General features: G+C 62.0%; 20 protein-coding genes and 2 pseudogenes. 12 read left to right on the top strand and 10 right to left on the bottom strand.

What is annotated here, in order from left to right:
* A pseudogene (locus tag VGE08_RS14235) lies at positions 1-238 on the top strand (hypothetical protein); the annotation flags it as partial.
* A 227-nt stretch (positions 239-465) separates the two neighbouring features.
* Here the strand turns inward: VGE08_RS14235 and VGE08_RS14240 are convergent.
* Entirely contained in the window at positions 466-876 is a 411-nt protein-coding gene (locus tag VGE08_RS14240) for a DUF6491 family protein (RefSeq protein ID WP_331068567.1), read from the bottom strand.
* 202 nt (positions 877-1,078) lie between these two features.
* Between VGE08_RS14240 and VGE08_RS26365 the strand changes: the two genes are divergently transcribed.
* The 3 genes and pseudogenes from VGE08_RS26365 (at position 1,079) to VGE08_RS14250 (ending at position 2,852) form a co-directional block, all read left to right on the top strand.
* Positions 1,079-1,330, top strand: coding sequence for a hypothetical protein (locus tag VGE08_RS26365; RefSeq protein ID WP_349258702.1), 252 nt, complete (start codon positions 1,079-1,081; stop codon positions 1,328-1,330).
* An 18-nt stretch (positions 1,331-1,348) separates the two neighbouring features.
* Positions 1,349-1,864, top strand: a pseudogene (locus VGE08_RS14245) (helix-turn-helix transcriptional regulator); the annotation flags it as partial.
* Between the two features lie 160 nt (positions 1,865-2,024).
* Entirely contained in the window at positions 2,025-2,852 is an 828-nt protein-coding gene (locus tag VGE08_RS14250; protein ID WP_331068569.1) for a uroporphyrinogen-III synthase, read from the top strand.
* A 31-nt stretch (positions 2,853-2,883) separates the two neighbouring features.
* Here VGE08_RS14250 and VGE08_RS14255 read toward each other — a convergent pair whose 3' ends face one another.
* Positions 2,884-3,807, bottom strand: coding sequence for a LysR family transcriptional regulator (locus VGE08_RS14255; protein ID WP_331068570.1), 924 nt, complete (start codon positions 3,805-3,807; stop codon positions 2,884-2,886).
* 117 nt (positions 3,808-3,924) lie between these two features.
* Between VGE08_RS14255 and VGE08_RS14260 the strand changes: the two genes are divergently transcribed.
* The gene (locus VGE08_RS14260; protein ID WP_331068571.1) at positions 3,925-4,287 is read left to right on the top strand and encodes a rhodanese-like domain-containing protein; all 363 of its coding nucleotides are present in this window, start codon (positions 3,925-3,927) and stop codon (positions 4,285-4,287) included.
* A 76-nt stretch (positions 4,288-4,363) separates the two neighbouring features.
* On the top strand, positions 4,364-4,786 hold the full coding sequence (locus VGE08_RS14265; RefSeq protein ID WP_331068572.1) for a DoxX family protein: 423 nt from the start codon (positions 4,364-4,366) through the stop codon (positions 4,784-4,786).
* A gap of 26 nt (positions 4,787-4,812) precedes the next feature.
* Here the strand turns inward: VGE08_RS14265 and gcvA are convergent, their stop codons facing one another.
* Positions 4,813-5,733, bottom strand: a complete 921-nt coding sequence (gene gcvA / locus VGE08_RS14270; RefSeq protein ID WP_331068573.1) for a transcriptional regulator GcvA — start codon at positions 5,731-5,733, stop codon at positions 4,813-4,815.
* 142 nt (positions 5,734-5,875) lie between these two features.
* Between gcvA and VGE08_RS14275 the strand changes: the two genes are divergently transcribed.
* The 6 genes from VGE08_RS14275 (at position 5,876) to VGE08_RS14300 (ending at position 10,142) form a co-directional block, all read left to right on the top strand.
* Complete coding sequence (locus tag VGE08_RS14275) at positions 5,876-6,400, top strand: GNAT family N-acetyltransferase (RefSeq protein WP_331068574.1); 525 nt, start codon at positions 5,876-5,878, stop codon at positions 6,398-6,400.
* Between the two features lie 202 nt (positions 6,401-6,602).
* Positions 6,603-6,932, top strand: coding sequence for a LysR family transcriptional regulator (locus VGE08_RS14280; RefSeq protein ID WP_331068575.1), 330 nt, complete (start codon positions 6,603-6,605; stop codon positions 6,930-6,932).
* A 126-nt stretch (positions 6,933-7,058) separates the two neighbouring features.
* Entirely contained in the window at positions 7,059-8,228 is a 1,170-nt protein-coding gene (locus VGE08_RS14285) for a cytochrome-c peroxidase (RefSeq protein WP_349258704.1), read from the top strand.
* 2 nt (positions 8,229-8,230) lie between these two features.
* Positions 8,231-9,304 carry a metallophosphoesterase family protein gene (locus VGE08_RS14290; RefSeq protein WP_331068577.1) on the top strand — a complete coding sequence of 358 codons (1,074 nt, stop codon included), beginning with the start codon at positions 8,231-8,233 and terminating at the stop codon, positions 9,302-9,304.
* 32 nt (positions 9,305-9,336) lie between these two features.
* Complete coding sequence (locus VGE08_RS14295) at positions 9,337-9,738, top strand: hypothetical protein (protein ID WP_331068578.1); 402 nt, start codon at positions 9,337-9,339, stop codon at positions 9,736-9,738.
* Positions 9,738-10,142 carry a rhodanese-like domain-containing protein gene (locus tag VGE08_RS14300; protein WP_331068579.1) on the top strand — a complete coding sequence of 135 codons (405 nt, stop codon included), beginning with the start codon at positions 9,738-9,740 and terminating at the stop codon, positions 10,140-10,142. The genes VGE08_RS14295 and VGE08_RS14300 overlap by 1 nt, the downstream gene beginning before the upstream one ends.
* 21 nt (positions 10,143-10,163) lie before the next feature.
* On the opposite strand, the gene VGE08_RS14305 is transcribed toward VGE08_RS14300, so the two are convergent.
* The 7 genes from VGE08_RS14305 to VGE08_RS14335 all read right to left on the bottom strand — a co-directional run bounded on the left by VGE08_RS14305 (position 10,164) and on the right by VGE08_RS14335 (position 21,004).
* Positions 10,164-13,271, bottom strand: a complete 3,108-nt coding sequence (locus VGE08_RS14305; protein WP_331068580.1) for an efflux RND transporter permease subunit — start codon at positions 13,269-13,271, stop codon at positions 10,164-10,166.
* A 3-nt stretch (positions 13,272-13,274) separates the two neighbouring features.
* On the bottom strand, positions 13,275-14,345 hold the full coding sequence (locus VGE08_RS14310) for an efflux RND transporter periplasmic adaptor subunit (protein WP_331068581.1): 1,071 nt from the start codon (positions 14,343-14,345) through the stop codon (positions 13,275-13,277).
* Between the two features lie 2 nt (positions 14,346-14,347).
* Positions 14,348-15,766, bottom strand: a complete 1,419-nt coding sequence (locus VGE08_RS14315; protein ID WP_331068582.1) for a TolC family protein — start codon at positions 15,764-15,766, stop codon at positions 14,348-14,350.
* Between the two features lie 120 nt (positions 15,767-15,886).
* Positions 15,887-16,558, bottom strand: a complete 672-nt coding sequence (locus tag VGE08_RS14320; RefSeq protein ID WP_331068583.1) for a TetR/AcrR family transcriptional regulator — start codon at positions 16,556-16,558, stop codon at positions 15,887-15,889.
* 31 nt (positions 16,559-16,589) lie between these two features.
* Entirely contained in the window at positions 16,590-18,467 is a 1,878-nt protein-coding gene (locus tag VGE08_RS14325) for a DAK2 domain-containing protein (protein ID WP_331068584.1), read from the bottom strand.
* A 45-nt stretch (positions 18,468-18,512) separates the two neighbouring features.
* Entirely contained in the window at positions 18,513-19,361 is an 849-nt protein-coding gene (locus tag VGE08_RS14330) for a general secretion pathway protein GspB (RefSeq protein WP_331068585.1), read from the bottom strand.
* The gene (locus VGE08_RS14335; protein ID WP_331068586.1) at positions 19,361-21,004 is read right to left on the bottom strand and encodes an ExeA family protein; all 1,644 of its coding nucleotides are present in this window, start codon (positions 21,002-21,004) and stop codon (positions 19,361-19,363) included. Before VGE08_RS14335 ends, VGE08_RS14330 begins: the two co-directional genes overlap by 1 nt.
* Between the last annotated feature and the right edge of the window lie 159 nt (positions 21,005-21,163).

Below are 21,163 nucleotides of genomic sequence, written 5' to 3' on the forward strand. Positions count from 1 at the left end.
CGATTGGACCGGGCGGCGACGCCGTGCTGACAAGCGCGGGGCTATGGAGCGGGATCTGCCACCCATGTTCACTCGATTGCAGATCGATCCGGATGCGTGGCTGCGAATGATGCGGCCGGGCGGCAATCTCTTTGGACGCGCCATCGGTCGGCTGGATCACTTGCACTCTTACGCCAGAAGATTGGGGCAGTGCTGGATTCGAGGGTTGCAGGCGGCGCGAAGGTTGCAGCAGGCGTGAGCTCAGCGCAAGCGGTCGATTCAGCACTGCCTGTCCTTTCTATTTTCTGATCTGCGTGGGTGTGTTGTTCTTTCAACCCGACGGATGACAACAGGTCGAGCCTCGGGATTGTTGGCGACAGCTTGTATGTGGATGTCCAGAGGAGGCGATGGCTTGTATGTGGATGTCCAGAGGAGGCGCAGAGGAGGCGGAGGAGGCGCCGCGGCAGCTGCCGAAAGAATAATGGCTTACTCACTCATTTCGGGCTTGGCTCGCGCATCCTGTTTCATCCTGCGGTAGTCGACCGGACGGATCTCGGTGATCATGCAGCGTTGATTGCGGCCGACGATGACCGAGTCGCCGCGATCGAGCGTGGGCCCGCGGCTCTTGATGGCGATGCGATTGACGAACGGCAGGTCGTTGCAGGGGCCGGCGATGGACAGCAAATAGGCATCGTTGATGCCGGTCCAGATCACGAGATGGTCCCGGCCCAACGGACGCCAGCTATCGTAGCGGCCGAAAGACGTAATCGAGCTGACCGGCTCGCCGGCGTACTGCCGGTACCTTTCCAAGACCTCCTTGTCGCTGGTCCGCTGCGGGATGCCCGCGCAGGCGGTCAGGAAAAGTGACAAGAGCACGGCAACAGCTGATTTGTTCATGTTTGCTCTCCGGTGCGAGGTTTCATCACCCGCAAATCGCGTCTGCAAGCCCCAATTTCAAGCGAATCGCCCAGTTAATCAACCATTTCGCCCCATCCAAGGGTGCCACTCTGCCATCCGACCTTGCAGCTCGGTGTTGGTTGCAAGCGCGGGTTGTCATTTGACAACCTTCACATCACTGGCTACTCTACAGGTGCGCGAAATGTGGCGAGCGAAGCATCCGAAGAAGGAAGTGGAGCGGGCTCTGCAATATGCGGAAATTTCTGGTTGGCGCGTCGAGCCTGGAGGCAGTCACGCCTGGGGTCGGATGTACTGTCCATACAATCGCATCGAGTGTCGCAAGGGCAGGCACTGCATCGCGAGCATATGGAGTACGCCGGCGAGCGCTGGAGATCACGCGCGAGATCTGGCGCGTGTGATCGACAACTGCGTGTTCCGCGAACAAAGCAACTGACGTGCCGAGCGAGCTGCGATGAAATATCACTTTGAGCTGGACTTCAAACTCAGCGCCGGCCAGGACCTCGAAGAGGTCGTGGGGCGGCTTGGCGAAGCGGGCTGCACGGATGCAACGCCGGGCATTGGCGTGGCGGGGGAGATTGCATTGACGTTCACCCGCGAAGCGCCATCGGCGCAGCAGGCGATCACTAGCGCGATCGCGGACGTGAAACGAGCGGTTCCGGATGCCGAGCTGATCGAGGCCGGCCCGGACCTGGTCGGTCTTACCGATATTGCGCAGTTCGTCAGCGTCACTCGGCAGAACATGCGCAAGCTGATGCTGAATAACAGAAACGATTTTCCCGCGCCCGTTCACGGCGGCACCACCATGATCTGGCATCTCGCTCCCGTGCTGGAGTGGCTGCTCGCGCGAGGTTACTCGATTGAACCTGGGCTGATCGATGTGGCGCGCATGACGAGGCAGGTCAACCTGGTGAAGGAGTTACAGAACCTGGAGCCAACCTTGGAGAATCGACTGCGCGCGCTGCTCGCTCCGCCGAAGCATGTGCGTGAATCAAAGGAGTCGGCGCCGGCGGCGCGCAGAAGCGATGTGCCGCGAGCCGCGCAAGCACGATGATGACACGGCGTTGCAGGCGTGCCGAATGCCGCCGAGGTCTGGCCTCGGCGGTGTCGAAGATGGTATAGCAAGACCAATGGCAACACTCACCGGTCGCACAATCGCTGTTCCCGAAACCCGGGAACTGGATGTCTTTTCCTCGATGCTGGAACGTCGCGGCGCGTCGGTATTGCGCTGTCCTCTCGTAGCCATCCTCGACGCACCCGATCCGCAGCCCGTTCTTCAATGGCTGCGTGCCTTCAACGAGGGTTCGTGCGACGACCTGATTCTTTTGACCGGTGAAGGCTTGCGACGGCTGCTGAGCTGCATCGAAAGAAACGATCCAGGATTGCGCGAGCCGTTCGTGCAGCGTCTGGGTGCGGTGAGAAAGATCACGCGCGGTCCGAAACCGGCGCGCGCCCTTCGAGAGCTCGGGCTCAAACCAGACATCACCGCCGAATCGCCCACGACGCCGGGCGTGATCGATTCGTTACGAGCGGAGAATCTGCAGGGGCGCAGAGTAGGTGTGCAACTGTATGGCACCGAACCCAATCGCCCATTGATGGAATTCCTGCAATCGGCTGGCGCCCAAGTGCTGACCGTCGCTCCCTATGTATATGCAGACAAAGCCGCGGACGACGCCGTGCGCGAGCTGTTGCAACGAATGGCCGCCGGTCAGGTAGATATCATTGCGTTCACCAGCACGCCGCAGGTCGAGCGATTGTTTGCGGTCGGGCCCATCGACCTGGTGAAGGCGGCGTTCGAGAAGACCGAGGTCGCTGCCGTCGGTCCGGTCGTCGCCGACGCATTGAAACGGCACGACATCGCCGTGCGCCTGATGCCGGAAGAATCGTTCTTCATGAAGCCGCTGACCAGTGCCATCGAGCAAGGCATCGGCACGCGCGACTCGAACGGGGAATCCTGACAGCGCGCGAGCCAGGGTACGCGCGCCGAGCTCAATCTTCCAGCGTCCAGCCTTTCTCCCACGGCGGCTCGGGACCAAACGTCGTCGCAACGAAGTCCACGAACGCGCGCACTTTGGGCATCAGATTGCGCCGCTCCGGATAGACCGCGTGCACGGCAATCTCGGGTGGCCTGAACTTGCAAAGCACTGGCTTGAGCTCTCCCGAGCGCAACTGGTCGCCGATGTAGAACGTCGGCAGTTGAATGATGCCGCCACCGGCGATGGCAGCGGCGCGGTTCACCAGGCCATTGTTCGAGTGCAGGGTCCCTTTGACTGGCACCACGTGCTCCTGTCCGTCGCTGTCGATGAAGCGCCATTCGCGCGGCGCGCTCAGCAACGAATAAAGAATGCAGTTGTGCTCGAGCAGATCCTCCGGCCGCTCCGGTGTGCCGTGTTTCGCGAGGTATGCCGGTGAGGCGCAGAGCACCTGGCGCGTCGGCGCAATCTTGCGGGCGATGAGATTCGAGTCGCGCAACCGGCCGATGCGAATCGCCACGTCGAAACCTTCTTCCACCAGATCGACCTGCCGATCGTCCATGGTCAGCTCGACGGTGACGCCGGGATAGCGCTCCATGAATGTTTGTATGGCTGGCCCGAGCTGCAGGATGCTGAAAGACATCGGTGCCGACACGCGCAACGTTCCGCGAGGCTCCGTTTGAAAGCGAGCGACTTCCAGCTCGGCATCTTCGATCTCGCGAAGTGCACTGCCGGAACGTCGATACAGCTCCGAGCCTGCTTCCGTCAGGCTGAGCCGGCGCGTCGTGCGGTTCAAAAGCCGCGCGCCGAGCTTCTCTTCAAGGCGCGTAACTGCCTTGCTGACAACGGGTTGTGACATCTCCAGCGCCTCCGCGGCGGCCGTAAAGCTGGAGAGCTCGACTACTTTCACGAAGATGGCGATGTCGGTGAGGTGCTGCATTTGGGGCGCTTCACGGAATAAATCCCATGCCGCCGAGGCCAATGATCCGGCGCCGGCGCATGACTAACGTAGCACCCCATCGGCCGGTCGTCCCGACCGTCTCAACGAGGTGCTGCCATGTTTACTCAAGATACCCGCCAGGCGCGCGACTATTTCGCGCAGAAGCTGGCTTTTCTCACCGGGCCGCACGAGCTGCACGGCCAGATGCTTCGTAACGAGCCCGTGACCATCGTCGATGTCCGGCTGCCGAGCGACTATCAAGCCGGCCACATCCCGGGTGCCATCAATCTGCCGCAAGGCAAGTGGCACACGCTCGCCGGCCTCCGCAAGGACCGTACCGCCGTCCTCTATTGCTACAGCCAGACCTGCAAATTGGCCGCCGCCGCTGCCGTGGAGCTTGCCTCGGCGGGTATTCCCGTCGTCGAGATGGAAGGCGGATTCGAGGCCTGGGTCAAGAGCGAATTCCCGGTGGAGCGCTGATGCGCGCGCCATGAAGTGTCAGTGCAACAGATGAGTCGAAGAGTCGTCGATCAACCCATTATCAACAGGAGCTGTCATGTCATTCTTCAATAGTTCTCAGCAGGCGGGCAATGCGTTATTGCGAGTTTCGCTCGGCATCATGTTCATTGCGCATGGTCTGATTTTGAAGTTCTTCATGTTCACGTTGGCGGGCACGGCGCAGTTCTTCGCGTCGATCGGCTTGCCCGGAGTGCTGGCGTACGTCGTGTTTGCGTTGGAAACGGTGGGTGGAATACTGCTGTTGATCAACTATCGGACGCGTTGGGTCGCCCTCGGGTTGATTCCCGTGCTGCTGGGGGCGCTGTGGGTTCACATCGGCAACGGCTGGGTGTTCAGCAATCCCAACGGCGGTTGGGAGTATCCGCTGTACTTGATCGTGATCAGCGTGGTCGTGGCGCTGCAGGCCGAGCCAGTGCAGGCGAAGAACACGCTCGGATCGGCGCAGCCGACGCTCGCATGAGCCATGCGATATCGAGCGGCGTCGCGCTATTGAGGCTCGAGCCGCTCGCCTTCCGGCGGCGGAAACTGGCTGCAGACCTCGCGCAGCCAGTCCCGGAAGCGGATGACCTTGGGGACTTCGAAGTTGTGGGCCGGTGCTACGAAGTAATAGGAGTGATGCTGTCGCACACTCTGGTCGGACGGCCGCACCAGTCTGCCCGACGCCAAATCTCCAGCGACCAGCGACCATCGCGCCAATGCCAGGCCGTGACCTTGTTCAGCTGCCGCGAGCACCGATGCAGAGTCGTCGAGAATCGGCCCGCGTTCGACGCGCGTTGTATCGCCGCCGACCCGGCGCAACCAGTCCACCCAGGGCTCGCTCGCGCTGTGCAGCAGCGGATACTTGTTCAGATCGCCGAGCGTCGAGATCGGTCCGAGCTGCGCGAACAAACTGGGGCTCGCCACGGGAAACACCCAATCGTCCAGCATCTTCTCCGCTTGCAGCTGCGGCCAGTTGCCCGAGCCGTAACGAACGGCGGCGTGGAAATCGGTTTGCATGAAGTCGACCAGCTCGCGACTGGCGCTGAAGCGCAGGTCCACCTCGGGATGCTTCTGGTAGAAGTCGCCGAGCCGCGGCAGCAGCCACTTCTGCAGGAACGAGCCGAGCAAGCTGATGTTGAGCAGGCCGCTGCTGCGATCGAGGCGCAATTGATCGACGGCACGGGTCAGCTCGCCCATGCCTCGTTGCACGCCAGGCAGCAAGCGTGCACCCTGCGGTGTGAGTCGTACCGAGCGGCTGTGGCGCACGAACAGAGGAGTCTCCAGAAACTCTTCCAGGGACTTGATGTGCGAGCTGACCGCCGCGGTGGTGACGTTCAGGGACTGAGCCGCGCCAGTGAAGCTCAAATGGGCGGCCACGGCTTCGAAAGCGCGAAGCGCGTTGAGAGGCAATTTGGTGGCATCGCTCATCACTCGCCCGCTTCGTTCAAAATTCTTTGATTCCGTGAACTCGAACGCCACACGAATTCTTGTATAAGTCACGAAAATATATCGATTCCCTTAATGATGCAAGGTACGATGCCGCGCCCTGGTCAAGCGGTAGGAGAGCGCCATGACCCGCCTGCATATTGAGCCGGCCACCCCGGCCGACGTGCCAATGATCCTGCAGTTGATTCGCGAGCTGGCCGAGTTCGAGAAGTTGCTGCACGAGGTGACTGCCACCGAAGCTCAGCTGCATGAGGGACTGTTCGGTCCGAAGCCGAGCGCCGAAGTAATCATGGGCCGGCTGGCGCCTGGCGGCGAAGTCGCGTGTTTCGCGCTGTTCTTCCACAACTTCTCGACCTTCCTCGCCAAGCCGGGCATCTACCTCGAGGACCTGTACGTGCGTCCGCAGTTTCGCGGCCGCGGCTTCGGTGAAGAGATGCTGCGTCATCTGGCTCGGCTGGCCCTGCAACGCGATTGTGGCCGCCTGGAGTGGTCGGTGCTCGACTGGAACCAGCGCGCGATCGCTTTCTATAAGAGTCTCGGCGCCGTGCCCATGAATGAATGGACGATGTACCGGGTCACTGGCGCAGCCCTGCAAAACCTGGGCACGCCCAATGCAAGCGATCCTGTCGATGGGGCCGATCGAAAATAACTACCGATATACCGCCAGGCGCTGCGTTTGGTGTGCTGACAGGCTGTCAGCACGCAGTGTATTTTCGGACGCGCATCTATGGCAGCGAGTGGACGGGATGTCCGAGCGCCTCGATGAACGGGTTTACTAATAAATCTAGCGCCGCGCTTGCGCGCACCGGCCCGTTGCGGGAACGCAAGCGTGCTGGACCAACGAGGGTCGCATGTCCATTCGCGCATTACGCTACCTCATCGCTCTCGCAGACTGTCTCAACTTCACTCGTGCGGCCGAGCGCTGCTCCGTCACTCAATCGACACTCAGCATCCAGGTGCGCAAGTTCGAGGAGTATCTCGGCGTGCGCTTGTTCGAGCGTGATCGATCGCATGTCGCGATCACTGAAGAGGGCCGCAAAGTGCTGCGCTTCGCTCGCGTCGCTGTGCGTGCCGCCGATCGCATCGTCACTGTGAGCCGCAATGGTCGCACTCGCTCGACCGCAGCCACTGCGGAGGCGCTTATTGAGGAGATCAATTGTCAGCGCGCGCCCATTGATTAGACTTTGTCTAAATTAGCCAGGATCGGCGCACAGTGGCCGGACCTCACAGGGGAGACTTCCAGCATGGGACCGCCGATTCACACCGTGCGCGTGGCGACGTGCGCCAGTATTTTGTCCGGCCTCATCATGATGAGCGCGGCACTGGCGCAGCCATTGGGTCTGCCTCCGGTGCCCATCCCGCCCGACAATCCGCAAACGCCCGAGAAGATCGCGCTCGGCGACAAGCTGTTCAACGACAATCGTTTCAGCAGCACCGGCGATGTGAGTTGCGCGAAGTGCCACGATCCCAAGAAGGGGTTCACGGATAGCCCGCTGGTGACGTCAGAGGGCATCAACAAGCTCACCGGCACGCGCAATTCGCCCACGGTCATCAACGCCGCCTATTTCAAGACGCTCTTCTGGGATGGCCGTTCGATCGATCTGGAAGACCAGGCGCAGCATCCCATCGTCAATCCGGTGGAGATGGGTCTGCTCAACCACGATCCGGTGTTGCAGATCGTGCGCACCGATCCCGACTACGTGGCGCGCTTCAAGAAAGTGTTCGGCAAGGAAGGCGAGCAGATCACGATGAACGAAGTGCAGCAGGCTATCGCCAGCTTCGAGCGCACCATCATCGCCGGCGATTCGCCATGGGACCGCTGGTACTACGGCGGCGATGAAAAAGCGGTGAGCGAGCAGGTGAAGCGCGGCTTCGACGTGTTCCTGACCAAGGGCCGCTGCGTGTCGTGCCACACCATCGAGCAGGACTACGCGTTGTTCACCGACAACCGCTTCCACAACATCGGCGTCGGTGTGAATCGCATCCAGAATGAAATCCCGCAATTCGCGCCAGCCTTCCTGACCGCGAAGGCGGCCGGCACGGATGTGGACAAGGCCGTGCTCACCAATCCGAAAGTCTCCGAGCTGGGACGCTTCGCGGTCACCGAGACGCTGGACGAGATCGGCGCGTTCAAGACTTCGACCTTGCGCAATGTCGCGGTCACCGCGCCGTTCATGCACGACGGCAGCCTGAAGACGCTGCGCGATGTCGTCGAGCACTACAACAACGGTGGCATTACCAAGAAGGATGATCCGGTCAACGATTTCTTGAGCGGCGGTATCCGTCCGCTGAACCTCACTGAGGAAGAAATCACCGACCTGGTGGCGTTCATGGAATCGCTCACCAGTCCGCAGTTCGCCGAACAGAAAGCTGCATCGGCCAACCCGGTGTCGTGCAATGTGAAGACGCCTGCTGTCGCGGCCACCAGCCCCGCGGCTCCGAGCTCGAGCTCCGTCAGCGGCGGAGCGGGGATGTAATCATGGACATCAAATACGATCGCCGCAGCTTCCTCAAAACCTCGACGGTGAGCCTGGGCGCCACGGTGCTGCCGCTCACCATGGTCGAGCTGGCGTTCGCGAAGCCCGATGAGAGCTTTACGTTCGCGTACATCTCCGACTCGCACATCCAGCACATCAAGGGCACGCAGTTCGTTCGCAACTGGGATCGCGGCTTGATCCGCGCAGTCGCCGAGACCAACCTGCTCACGCCCAAGCCGGACTTCATCATGTATGGCGGTGACCTGGCGCAGATGGGCACCAAGGCCGAGCTGGATCACGGCGCGGAGATGCTCTCCAAGCTCAATGGCAAGGTCTACCACGTCATGGGCGAGCACGATTACTACCTCGACCTGGGCGCCTACTGGTCGAAGCTGTTCGGCAAGCAGTACTACAGCTTCAACCACAAGGGCGTGCACTTCGTAGTGTTGAACAGCATCCTCACCTACGACGACTGGACCTTCAATCGCTGGCCCAGCGCCGAGCAGCGCATGGCCGAAATGGCCGGCCTCGACAATCCGAACGGCTCGCCCTTCATGGTGGGCGAGAAGCAGCGTGAGTGGTTGAGGAAAGATCTGGCGAAGGTGAAGAAGGACAGGCCGATCGTGGTGTTCTCGCATTCGCCGCTGCAGAAGATCTACAAGGGCTGGAACTTCTGGACCGAGGACGCCGAGCAAGTCCAGGCCTTGCTCGCGCCGTTCGACAAGGTCACTGTGTTCTACGGGCACGTGCACCAGATCCAATACAACCAGGTTGGCAACATCTCGTTCACCTCCGCCATGGCGACGGCTTGGCCCTGGCCGTATCCGCAGAGCTATGCGCAGGCCGAGCAGCTGCTGCCGAAGCTGACCGTGCAGATGAACCGCGCCGATCCGTTCTTCGAGCGCGACGCGACGGGTTGGCAGTTCATTGACGTTCACAGCGGCCGCGCCGCCGCGACGTTCAATCTGTACAACAACACCACGCGCACCGTCGCGTTCGATCCGCAGTCAGGTCATCCGCAGGACAAGACCTATCAGGATCCGGACAGCCGCATTCCGCCTCAAGTGCACTACTGAGCCGCGCCCACATCGACGCCAGGGTTATCAACATGAAAATCGCATCTGTCATTGCCTGCGCCGTGCTGACGTTGGGCGCCGCTGGTGTAGCCAGCGCCGATGAGTTCACCAAGGAAGACCTGGCGCGTTGGCAGGAGCAGTTCGACGGCGTGGTGAAAGAAGGCCGCGCCCTGTGGACCGATGCCAAGCTCGGCACAAACGGCGTGGTGTGCGCGCAGTGCCATCCCAATGCCGCGAACACTCATCCGGAAACCTATCCCAAGTTCCAGAAGCAGCTGGGCAAGGTGGCCAACCTGTGGGAGATGGTGAACTGGTGCCTGCGCAATCCGCTCGAAGGCAGCGAGCTGGCCGCGAATGATCCGAAGATGACGGCCATGCTGGCGTACATCACCTGGGAGCGCCGTGGCGTGAAGCTGGAGCCGGGTAAACACTGATGCGCTTCGTCGCACGCTCCGTACTAGCGATCGCGGCTTTATCGCTCGCCTCGATCGCTATTGCGGACGATGCTGAACAGACAACACCGCGCATCGATCAAGCTTTGCTGCTGAAACGCATCGATGACAGGGATTCGTCGGTGGTCATCCTCGACGTGCGCACACCGGAAGAATACGCGGCGGGCCACGTTCCAGGTGCCATCAATATGCCCTACACCCACCTACCCGCACGCATTTCCGAGATCGCCGATGCCGCCGACAAGGACATCGTCGTGTACTGCGAGGTCGGTGTTCGGGCAGAGGAGGGCGCCGCCCGCCTTCGCGAGAGCGGCTTCACTCGTCTCCTGCATCTCGACGGGGACATGAAGGCCTGGCAAGAGAGCAAGCGGCCGCTGGCGAAGTGATCTGCCCTGAAGCTCCGCAGATTACGGCTGCGGAGCTGCAAGAGCGGCTGTGTGTTCCCGGCGAGGAGAAATCTCGCCAGCCGCCGGCTTCACTTCAATCGCCGGCGGAATGAGCTTGTACATCACTGGCGTCACGATGCGTGCAACCAGCGTCGACGAAATCAAGCCGCCGATGATGACCCATGCCAGCGGCGAGTACATGCCCGCGTTCTGTACCGCCAGCGGCAACAGACCGCCGATGGCTGTCGCGCTGGTCAGCAGGATGGGCAGGAATCGAATCTCGCCCGCGCGCTCGATGGCTTCATCCAGCGGCATGCCTTCGGCTCTGAGTTGATTCGTGAAGTCCACCAGCAAGATCGAGTTCTTGGTCTCGATGCCGATCAGCGCGATGAAGCCGATCGTCGCGGTGAACGAAATGCTGTAGCCGGCGAGGCCCAATGCAAGGATGCCGCCTGCGATGCCGAATGGCACGACACTGAGCACGATGAGCGTGCTCTTGAAGCTGCCGAACTCGAGCACCAGCACCGCGATGATGCCGAGCAGTGCGACGATCGTTGCAGCCTGCAGACCGCCGAAGCTCTCGGTGCGGCTTTCGAGCTCACCGCCAGGTACATAGGAATAGCCGCGCGGCCACTGCATCTCGTCCAGCCTGCGCAATACTTCGGTCGTCACGCGATCCGTGTTGTAGCCGTGCTGCACTTCCGCGTTGATGGTGACAGCGCGCGAACGGTTGTAGCGATCGATCTGCGTCGGTGCCGTCGCGAACTCAATGTCGGCCAGCTGGCTTAGGGGCAAAGTCGCGCCGCTCAGCGTGGTCACGCGCACTTGATCGAGTGCATGAATGTCGGCGCGCTCGGCGATCGGTGTGCGGACCACGATGTCGTATTGCTCGCCGTCCGTATCCTTGTAACGGCTGGCAGGAATGCCTGCGACCGCGAGCCGCACGGCGCGATCGAACTCGATTGCAGGCACGCCGAACAGCGCGGCCTTCTGCGAATCGATCTTCAGCTGCAGGTTGGTGCGCTTGATGCGCACGGGATTCTCGACGTCACGGGCTCCTGGAGTTTCCCGAATGATTTGCTCCACGCGCGCGGCTAGCCGATCGAGCTCCTCCAGCTCCGGCCCGATGACGCGGATCGCAATCGGCGCAGTGATCGTCGGACCGTTCTGGAACTCCTTCACATAGATATGCGCGTTCGGATATCGCTTGAGCTTCTGCCGTAACTGCTCCAGCTTCCTCGGGGTCTCGCTGGTGTCGTATTCGTTGAGCTTGACGAACAGGTCGCCGTAGTTGCTGGCGCCCTCGTTGCCGAACTCGTTGTAGTAGATCCTGGGATTGGCGCGGCCCAGGTTGGTGAAGTACGAAGCCACTTCCGGCATCTCTTCGAGCCGCGCTTCGACGAACTTCAAGGCACGATCGGTCTCCGCCAGGCTGCTGCCATCGGGCGTTTCGACCGTGATGATGAAGTTGGGAGTATCCGCCTTGGGAAACAGGCTGAACCCGATCAAGGCGCCGACGCCGATCATGATGACGAAGCATGCGGCGAGCGAGCCCCACACGGTGAGCTTCGGCTTGATCAGCGCCCGGTGCAGCAGCGGCTGATAGAAACGATGAATGCTCCTCTGCACCCATTGCAGCAGGCGATTGCCTTCCGGGTTCTCGTGCTTGCTCAGGATGCGGCTGGCGAGGAAGGGAATGATGGTCAGCGCGATCAGCAGCGAGGCCAGCACGGTGGACAGCACCGCCGTCGGCAGCACGCGAATGAACTTGCCCGAGGGGCCGGACAACATCATCAGGGGCAGGAAGGCGAAGATGATGGTTGCCGTACAGCCGAGGATGGCCAGGAAGATCTGCCGTGTCGCGAGAATCGCTGCTTGCGTGCGCGAGTGTCCCTCGCGCAGGAAGCGCGAGATGTTCTCGACCACCACGATCGAATCGTCCACCAACAAGCCCAGCGCCACCACGAAGCCGGCGATGGAGATCTGGTTCAGCGAATAGCCCATCAGGTGCAGGGTGGAGACACCGATGGCGAGCGATAGCGGGATGGAGATCATCACGATGCTGGCGGCGCGCAGGCCCAGCGGCAGCAGCGTGATGGCCACCAGGGCGATGGCGATGGCGAAGTCGGTGGTCAACCGGTTCAGCCGCGACGCGACGTTCTGCGATTGATCGAAGCCCAGCTCCAGCTTGATGCGCTTGGGCAGCTGCTGCTCGAATTTCTTTGCAGCCGCGAGAATGCGCTCACGGACTTCGAAGATGTTGTAGCCGTCTTTCTGGTTCGCCGTGACGAACACGGCGCGTTGCCCGTTGAACCGGCCGATGTAGGTATGCTCCTGCGTGTCCCAACTTACTTCGGCAACATCACGGATGCGCACGGTGCGGCCATCGACCGCCGCAATGACTGTATTGCGCACTTCATCCAAAGACTCGTAACTTCCCGAAGTCTTGACGCTGAAGCTGCGGCTGCCAACGTCGATGGCACCGCCCGGCACCGTGGTGTTCTCGCTTTGCAGGGCCTCGATGACCCTGCTCGGCGCCAGCTTGAGCTCGGCCATGCGAGGCAGATCGAGCGCGACCCGCAGCTCGCGCGCCGGATATGCCCACGTTTCGGCGGTCCGCACACCGTCAACCGCCTTCAGAATGTCCTTCAGATCGCGCGCCTGATCCTCCAGCTCGCGGTAGGGAGCATCCGGCGACACGAGCGCGAACTGCACGATGTTCACGAGGCCGGGACTGGTCTTGCGAATATCGAGCCGTGCGATCTCCGCCGGCAGGGAAGGCCGCAGTGCGTTGATCTCGCGCACCACCTCGTCATATTTCTTTTCGGCGTCGGTCGTGCTGTAGAACTCGGCGATCAGCGTCGCCAGGCCATCGTTGCTGAACGACTCGATCTTCTTGAGGTCGTCCAGCTCGCTGAGCCGGTCCTCGATCGGTTTGACCACCAGGCGCTCGACATCGCGCGGCTCGGCGCCGGGATACGCGACGATGATCTGATAGAAGGGGATCGCAAAGTACGGGTCTTCCTGGCGCGGAATGCTCAGGAACGACGAAACGCCGAGCGCCACCAGCATGGCGAACGCCACCAGCGTGAACTGGTAACGCTTGATGGGAAATTCCAGGAAGCTCATGCGCTACTCCCGGTTGGCGGCCACTGGCTCGGCGAGCGTGACCTCTTCGCCATCTTCCAGATACTGAGCGCCATCGGTGATGACCTGCTCGCCCGCTTGCAGGCCGGCGTGCAACGCGACGGACTCTCCTTCAATGAACGCGACTTCAATGTCGCGCCGCCGCGCATGTTTCTGGTCCAACACGAACACGCGCGCGGTACGGCCACTGCCTTCGACGATCGCGCTGATGGGAACGTAGACGCGCTCGCCAGCTTTGGCCGTGGACGGGATGATGGTGAGCTTGGCAACCAGGCCGCTTTTCAACGGCAGATCCGTCGGATCGAGCGCCACCTCGATGCCGAACATGCCGCTGGCGGTATCCGCGGCTCCCGATACTTCCGTGACCTTGCCCGTCAGTGTCTTGCCGGGGAGGGCGTCGAGCCGGATCTGTGCCTCATCGCCAAGCTTCACCTGCACGATCTCGCGATCGGCCAGCCCGGCGCGCACCACAAAGCCTTTGTCTTTGGCGCCTAGCACCAGAATCGGAGCACCCGCTTGCACCAACTCGCGTTCTTCCGCGAGCCGGCGCAACACAGTACCGTCGTGTGGAGCAACGATTGCCGCATAACTCCAATTGAACTTCGCGGAGCTCAACGCGGCTTCATTCACAGCCAGTTGCGTGCGCAGGTCCTGCAACTGTTCGAGGCTGATGACCTTGTCGGCATACAAGCGATCGCCACGCTCCAGGTCACGACGAGCCTTCTCGTAGGCTTGCGAGGCCTGCTCCACCTGGGCATCGATCTCCGCCTGCTCGATCTCCGCCAGCTTCTGGCCTTTGCGGACCTGCTCTCCCTCGGTCACCGACAAGCGACGGATGACGCCGCCGACTTTGAATGACAGGCGAATCTCGTCTTCATTGGCGAGCAAGCCGTTGGTGCGAATCGAAGGAGCCGCCGGTCCCATAACGGCCTCGGCAACGCGGACTCGTGCCAACTCGACGGGCTGCTGGTTGTCTGCGGTGCTGTCGCAACCTGCGATGACCAACAAGCTCGCGGACAACAGCAGCGAGGATAGAACGCTGGACAGGCGCGTCATCATCAGACTCCAGGATCGAGCGGGAGGTCTCCCGTCGAGGTCGCATATTCCAGCTCGGCGCGGCGCGCGAGCACATTGAATCGGGTGAGGTTGTGATTCAGCTCGGCGCTCGTCAGCGCGCTGCGCGCGTCGATGAACTCGACCTGGCTGATGACGCCTTCGTCACGTTTGCGGCTGGCGATTCGGAACGCCGCACGCGCTGCATCCGCGCGTGCCTCGGCTGTCGCAAGCGAATCGCGGGCGGTGATGAGGCGATCATAAGCCTGCTGCACTTCGAGTCGAATCTGTTGCGCAATCTCTTCCTGCTGCAACACCAGTTGTTTCTCGACAGCACGCGCTTGATGAATGCGGGCGGTATCGCCGCCACCATCGAAGATGCGCCAGGTGAAGATCAGCGACGCGGCGCCGAAGTTGTAGCCCGGGCCGAAACGATGGTCCTCGCCCTGCGTGCCGGCATCGATGCCGAGCGAAAGGGTCGGCCATTTCTGCTTGCGGGCAATGCGAACCTGCTCTTCGCTCGCGCGCCGCAACTGTTCCAGCTGGGCGATCTCCGGTCGTCGATCCAGTGCCATCGACCACAGCTGCTCGAGCGCGGCTTCGCTGGCGGCGCTCGGGTTGGGAGGCGAGGTGACTTCGATGGCCGTTTGCAGCTGCCGGTTGAGCAGGAAGTTGAAGTAGCTCTGCGCTTGCGTGGCGAGATTGGCCGCTTCGCGCTTCTGTTGTTCGACGTCGAGCAGCTCGGCCTTGGCGCGCAGCACCAGGTCTTCGGTGATCTTGCCGTTGCTGAACAGCGATTCGTTCACGCGGAGGTTTTCACGCAGCAGTGCTTCACTCGCCGCCACGATTTCGACCGAGCTGCGCGCCTTCAACCAATCCACATAAGCGACCGTGATGTCACGACGCAGGGCGCGGGCGATTGCCATCCGGTTGAAGCTGCTGGCATCCAGAAGAGCGCGTTGGGCGCGAACGGCAGCGGGTATCGCCGGTGCATATAAAGGCTGGCGAAGCATCAGCCGCGTGTCCTGCTCCTCCCTGCGCAGGAAAGGAATGGTCGTATCGGAAATCTGTGGGAAGCGTTCGGGCTGGCCTTGTGCCACCAGCAACTCATTCAATGTGGAATACACGGGATTGAGCGCTGTACCGAGCGGCACATCGATGACGCGTCCACCGTCGGCTCGCGTGTAGCGCGCTTCGAGCGAGAGTTGCGGAAAGAAATTGGCGCGCGCTTCGGCCAAAGCCTGCGCCGCTTTTTCGACCTCGAGCGATTCACCCTGCAGAGCGAGATTGCTGCGCAAGCCCTCAACCACGTAATTCGCTACGACACTTTTGAAGTCGCTCGCCGCAGGCGTCTGCGCGCCAGCGGTGCACGCCATCAGGCTCAGCGCCGCGCCAATCGTCGACAAATACCGAAGCGTTCGCATGCCTAGTCCCCGTGGAGCAATGGCCGCGTCGACGCGAAATACCTGGTTCGGTGCATGGCGGCTTCCACAGTTGTTCAGTAGTTAGACAAGTGTCAAAAATTGCTCAAATAAAAACCAGACCTATTCAGTCAGCGACGAGCCCGAACCGGCCCCCGAACCGGCCAATGTGTAGCGGATCAGGGCGATCGCCTGCTGGGTGAGCTGCGTGACACTGATGCCTGCCTGGGCCAGCGGCCCAGCCTTGGTGATCGCGATCTGCATCAGTCCGTGCGTAAAGCCCCACAGCACGCGCGACGTTACTTCGAGGTCGCCGAGATCCGCCCGGACGCTGCCGTCCGCCTGGCCAGCCTTGAGGGAGGCGACCACGACTTCGTGGACCCGAACGCCCATCTGGAACACAGCCTCCTCGATCGAACCCTTCTCCGGGGTCTCGCTCGCGCGCTGTTCGAGACGCGCGCAGGCGTCAAAATAGTGATTGAATTCAACGCCGAAGGCCATGTATGCCCGACCCATGGCTTCGATCTGGTCGAGGCCGGTCCGGGCACGGGAGCGGGCCTCTTCGAAGCGCGCGCGGAGCACCATGAAAGCGCGCTCGGTGATGGCCAGGAGCAACTCGCGCTTGTCCTTGAAATACACGTACACCAGCGCCCGGCTCAGCCGGGCCTTCTTGGCCACGCTGTCCATGGTGACCGCGTCCCAGCCGAGCTCTTGATACAAGCTCTCCGCCGCCTCGACGATTTCGCTGCGGCGACGGTCCTTCTCTTCCTGGCGGCGATCGGCAATGTAGGACATGGCGCGATGGTGCGCGCACGTTGACACGGTGTCAATAAATAAATGAGCGTCTAATAACTTGGATGGGTGTCCGATCAGGGAGTGGGAGACGGAGATGGCCGATCAAGGACCTCGGAGATGGCTGGACACCCACCACGAGCGTGCCCGGCCCGCCGTGAACGCTGAGGGCGCTGCCGACCGGTATCACGAATGAGCTCTCCACCAGCGGATGTGCACGGCGCAACTCTTCGAGCAGCCGTTGTGCTTCAGCTTCCGCATTGGCGTGACCGATGCCGATTCGATACGACCGACCCTTGTCCAATCGAGACGTAATGAAGCGAACGAGCTTATCGCGCCGATGGCGACGCCCGAACAACATGCCGGCCGGCGCCACGCGGCCATCGACGTGAGTCGCCAGTACAGGTGAAAGCCTCAGCGCGCTCGCAATAGTTTTCACCGCAGGTTTCACGCGCCCGCCGCGCACCGCGTAGTCCATGGAGCCGACCAATGCATATGTGCGCGTCAGCGGAATCATTTTGCGAAGGGCCGAAACGATCTGCTTCGAATCCCATCCTTGCGCGGCCAGCTCGCCTGCGTAGATTGCAAGCAGACCTTGCCCGATGGAGGCATTGAACGAATCGACCACTGCGATGCTGCTAGATTTCTGCACCCGCTGCGCGGCCGACAAGGCTGCATTGCACGTGCCGCTGACTTTGCCGGTGACATGAATCGACACCACGCCTTCGAAATGCGATGCCAGGAACTCGTACTGTCGCCTGAAGTCGCCGGCCGGCGGCTGCGATGTCTGCGGATGTTTCGGGTTGCGCACCAGCTCGGCGAGGAATTCTTCGGGCGACAGCCCTACCTTGTCCAGATAACTCTGCTCGCCGAACTGAATGCGCAACGGCACCACGTGAATGCCGAGCGAATCGAGTAGATCCTCAGGAATGTCGGCGACGGAATCCGTCACGACGGCCACACGCCGCTGTCGATCATGAGCCGCTTGCTGCTGGCGCTGCATGTCGTCGGCCTTTTGCGCGGTCACTTCGCCGAATTCATTGGCGATGCGAAAGACTTCGGCAGGATCGTTCACGTGAATATGAACTTTGGACTTGCGCGTGGTTCCAGCCAGCACCAGAGAGGAGCCGAGCGCGGCCATTCGCTCACGCAACTTGCGTCGATCGATGTTTGTATTCGTGATCGTGCACTCGGTGCAGAACCGATGTGACAAATCGTGAGTCTCGCCGACGCTCACTTCGCTATCGGCCGATTGCACGGCCGGTTCGGCCGGCTCGGCGTCCACGTCCCAGTGCAGGTGCGCCGTCATGCCTTCGAGCAGGTCGACGAAGCCCTGCGCGCCGGCGTCGACGACGCGAGCTGCACGCAATTCTTCCAGTTGTTGGGCCGTGAGCTGCAGCGAGGCTCGTGCCTTGCCGAGAGCCTGCGAGAATAGCGTGAGAAAATCATGCAAGCCGGTCGCTGCCAAGCGAGCCGTCTCCGCAGCGAAGTCGGTGATGACGGTGAGCACCGTGCCTTCGCGCGGATCCGAAAGACTATCGCGCGCGTATGTGGCGCCCGTTGTAACCGCGATGGCAAATTGTTTGGTCGACAGCGCTGCGTGTGATGCGGCGCTATCACCCATCCCAAGCAGGAACTGCGCAAGGATCGCACCGGAGTTGCCGCGAGCACCGTCGAGTGCGGCGTCGGCTGCGCGAGTCAACGTGGTGCCGGCATGCTCATCTGCGGCACGTCGCAGGCTTGCCAGCACCGCGCCCATGGTGAGCGCCATGTTGGTGCCAGTGTCGCCATCAGGCACGGGGAATACGTTGATACGATTCAAATGCTCTCGATCGGCGAGCAGCCGGTGGATGCCGGCACGCAGCAGCCGGCTAAGGCGCGCGCCGTTCAGCTCGAGGACGGGGGCGGGCATGTTGCCTTGGTTCGAGAGCCACGCTTGCGAGGATTCACACCCGGTTCATTGTCGAGGTAACAAGAACCGCAGCCCGCGTTGATTCAGGATCACGCCCTCGGTGGTAATGCGCTCTACGCTCGGCCCTTCCTTGAGCGTCTCGCCCTCCAGGTACTTGCGCATGTTCACGAACACGAAGCGCTCGGCCGGATTCTGCGAAGCCACGTGAATGTCCAGGTGCAACTCGGGCAAGTTGGTGCCGCTCGCGGACAGATCCTCCAGCGTCGGCAATGTTTCATCGCCGACCAGCGCGCCGCGCGGTGGCGCATTCGCGGCGGTTTTGGCAGCGAGCACGGCACCCGACGGCAGCGGTGCTACCGCGGGAGGTTCGATCTGCCGAACCATGGGCGCGCCTTCGGGCACTCTCGCAGCGCCGGCCAGATGAGGGCTCAGCGATTCATCGGGATAAGGTTCCTGGTAAGCGCCTGCCTCGTCGGCCAGGGATCGAACCGATGGATCGGTGGGCACGGGGTTCGGTTGGTAAGCCTGGCGCGCGGGCGGCTGCTGATATTGCCGAGCCGGCTGGCCAGCATAGTTCGGCGCGTATTGCGGCCCGGCGTTGTAACTTTGTTGAGGCGCCTGCGTCGGAGGCGGCCCGTTATAACCTGGTTGACTATAACTTTGCTGAGCCGCCGCCGCTTGCTGAATCGTCGTGTCCGGCTTCGCACTCCAGCCGCGGATCAGCACGACAAGTAATACGCCTAGATTGACGACGAGCAACGCCGCAACGGCGATGACCCACCAGGGCCGCTCGGAGTTGCTGCGCCTGACCACGCGCACGTCGGCCAATGAAGGCCCGACCTGACGCTGACGCTCGCTCTCGGATTTTTTCAGCGCGTCGAGGATGAAACTCATCAGATCGTTCCCCGCGCCTGCGCCACCAGCAGGGGCGAACCGGGCTTGCTGCCGAGCGCGTCCAGCACGATCTGCGTCTGCACGCCGGCGATGCCGTCGACGTTCAAGCGATACTGACGCTGGAAGTCCTCGACCATCTTCACCAGGCTCTCATCGTAGTAGTCGCTGGCCGGTTCGGTCTCTTCCTTGCCCGCGACAGAGTTGAGGCTGCTGCGCAGCCAGCGAACGCCGTCGCCCTTCATGCCGGGCGACAGCGCACGCGACGGCCCGACTTGTGGCCGCCACATCACCAGATAATCGCCGAACCAAAGCCGTGACAGCGAGGCGATCGACACCAGCCGGGTTTCGTCGGGCAGGTTGACCTTGGCGGTATCGTTGACCAGGCCGGACACCACCACCTGGTGCGCGTTGCCCTCGTCATCGATCAGCGTGAGGATGGCCGGGCGATTCAAGGTTCGCAGCTGACCCCACGAGCCTTGCTGATAAACACATTCGAGCCCTTGTTTCAGCGCCTGGTCGCACGGCCGGCCGGCGCCCGGAACGAACTTCCCGCCCCACAGCGCGAACAGCTGACCGAAAGCACTCTCCGTGTTGGTCATGCCGACCTTTTCCGCCAGGATATCGGCGACATCCTCCGCCCGGGGCAAGATCGGCAGCACCGGACTTGCTTGCGCCAGCTGCACGGTTGGCGGTACCTCTTCGGCCGCAGCCTCCGCGACTGGCTCCACGGATTCAGTCGCCCGAGTGAAGTGCCAGGCACTCAGCCCCAGGCCCAACGCGATAACGCCGGCGGCGGTGCCCGCCAATAGTTTCATCCACGGCGGACTGACTGAACGGCCCGACACCTCGCTGGCCGCTTCGCGCACCATGCCCGGTCCGATTCGATGCTGCTCCTGGGTGAAGGCGCCGAGCAGCGCGCGATCGCAAATCACATTGATGACGCGGGGAATGCCGCCACTCAGGCGATGTACTTCACGCAGCGCTGCTCTGCTGAAGATTTCGCCACTCGCGCCCGCGACTTTGAGTCGGTGATTCACATACGCAACCGCTTCGCCGCGCGACAGCGGCGCCAGGTGATAGCGGCCCGTGATTCGTTGCGCCAGCTGCCGCAGCTCGACCCGATCCAGCACTTCGCGCAGCTCCGGCTGCCCGATGAGGATGATCTGCAGCAGTTTCTGCGAAGCGGTCTCGAGATTGGTCAGCAGCCGCACCTGTTCGAGCGTGGCCGGCATCAGGTTCTGCGCTTCGTCGACGATGACCACGATGCGCCGACCCTTGGCATGGGCCTCCAGCAGGCGGCGATTGAGCAGGTCCACCAGGTCCTTGAGGCTGGTGCTGTCATCATCGCGCATGAAGATGCCCAGCTCCTCGCAGATCGTCAGTACGAATTCAACCGGTGTTAATTGGGGGTTGAGGATCACCGCCACGTCGGCGTGGCCGGGCATGCGCTCCAGCAGCGAGCGCACGATGGTGGTCTTGCCCGTGCCGACTTCGCCGGTAAGCTGAATGAAGCCGCCGGCCTCGGTGATGCCATATAAAAGATGCGCGAGCGCCTCCGCATGCCGCTCGCTCATGAAGAGGTATCGCGGGTCCGGCGTGATTGCGAAGGGCTTCTCGCCCAGGCCAAAAAAGCTCGTGTACATGCTGGGTTGCGCTCAACAGGCCGTCATGATGCGCCCTGGAATCCCGCCGTCAAGCCACTCCGGCGGGGAACCATCCCCGCCTGTCGGTGAACCGACACGCTGGCGTCACATCGCTGCCACATACGCCTCATTCGCCCGAACAGCTCGGATGGTGGCAGT

It is taken from the genome of Steroidobacter sp., assembly GCF_036406195.1.
Taxonomy (GTDB): domain Bacteria; phylum Pseudomonadota; class Gammaproteobacteria; order Steroidobacterales; family Steroidobacteraceae; genus Steroidobacter.

Bases quoted from the DNA above. Each gene is read 5' to 3' on its own strand.
- VGE08_RS14240 (WP_331068567.1), bottom strand. From the start codon at position 876: ATGAACAAATCAGCTGTTGCCGTGCTCTTGTCACTTTTCCTGACCGCC.
- VGE08_RS26365 (WP_349258702.1), top strand. From the start codon at position 1,079: ATGTGGCGAGCGAAGCATCCGAAGAAGGAAGTGGAGCGGGCTCTGCAA.
- VGE08_RS14250 (WP_331068569.1), top strand. From the start codon at position 2,025: ATGGCAACACTCACCGGTCGCACAATCGCTGTTCCCGAAACCCGGGAA.
- VGE08_RS14255 (WP_331068570.1), bottom strand. From the start codon at position 3,807: ATGCAGCACCTCACCGACATCGCCATCTTCGTGAAAGTAGTCGAGCTC.
- VGE08_RS14260 (WP_331068571.1), top strand. From the start codon at position 3,925: ATGTTTACTCAAGATACCCGCCAGGCGCGCGACTATTTCGCGCAGAAG.
- VGE08_RS14265 (WP_331068572.1), top strand. From the start codon at position 4,364: ATGTCATTCTTCAATAGTTCTCAGCAGGCGGGCAATGCGTTATTGCGA.
- gcvA (WP_331068573.1), bottom strand. From the start codon at position 5,733: ATGAGCGATGCCACCAAATTGCCTCTCAACGCGCTTCGCGCTTTCGAA.
- VGE08_RS14275 (WP_331068574.1), top strand. From the start codon at position 5,876: ATGACCCGCCTGCATATTGAGCCGGCCACCCCGGCCGACGTGCCAATG.
- VGE08_RS14280 (WP_331068575.1), top strand. From the start codon at position 6,603: ATGTCCATTCGCGCATTACGCTACCTCATCGCTCTCGCAGACTGTCTC.
- VGE08_RS14285 (WP_349258704.1), top strand. From the start codon at position 7,059: ATGATGAGCGCGGCACTGGCGCAGCCATTGGGTCTGCCTCCGGTGCCC.
- VGE08_RS14290 (WP_331068577.1), top strand. From the start codon at position 8,231: ATGGACATCAAATACGATCGCCGCAGCTTCCTCAAAACCTCGACGGTG.
- VGE08_RS14295 (WP_331068578.1), top strand. From the start codon at position 9,337: ATGAAAATCGCATCTGTCATTGCCTGCGCCGTGCTGACGTTGGGCGCC.
- VGE08_RS14300 (WP_331068579.1), top strand. From the start codon at position 9,738: ATGCGCTTCGTCGCACGCTCCGTACTAGCGATCGCGGCTTTATCGCTC.
- VGE08_RS14305 (WP_331068580.1), bottom strand. From the start codon at position 13,271: ATGAGCTTCCTGGAATTTCCCATCAAGCGTTACCAGTTCACGCTGGTG.
- VGE08_RS14310 (WP_331068581.1), bottom strand. From the start codon at position 14,345: ATGACGCGCCTGTCCAGCGTTCTATCCTCGCTGCTGTTGTCCGCGAGC.
- VGE08_RS14315 (WP_331068582.1), bottom strand. From the start codon at position 15,766: ATGCGAACGCTTCGGTATTTGTCGACGATTGGCGCGGCGCTGAGCCTG.
- VGE08_RS14320 (WP_331068583.1), bottom strand. From the start codon at position 16,558: ATGTCCTACATTGCCGATCGCCGCCAGGAAGAGAAGGACCGTCGCCGC.
- VGE08_RS14325 (WP_331068584.1), bottom strand. From the start codon at position 18,467: ATGCCCGCCCCCGTCCTCGAGCTGAACGGCGCGCGCCTTAGCCGGCTG.
- VGE08_RS14330 (WP_331068585.1), bottom strand. From the start codon at position 19,361: ATGAGTTTCATCCTCGACGCGCTGAAAAAATCCGAGAGCGAGCGTCAG.
- VGE08_RS14335 (WP_331068586.1), bottom strand. From the start codon at position 21,004: ATGTACACGAGCTTTTTTGGCCTGGGCGAGAAGCCCTTCGCAATCACG.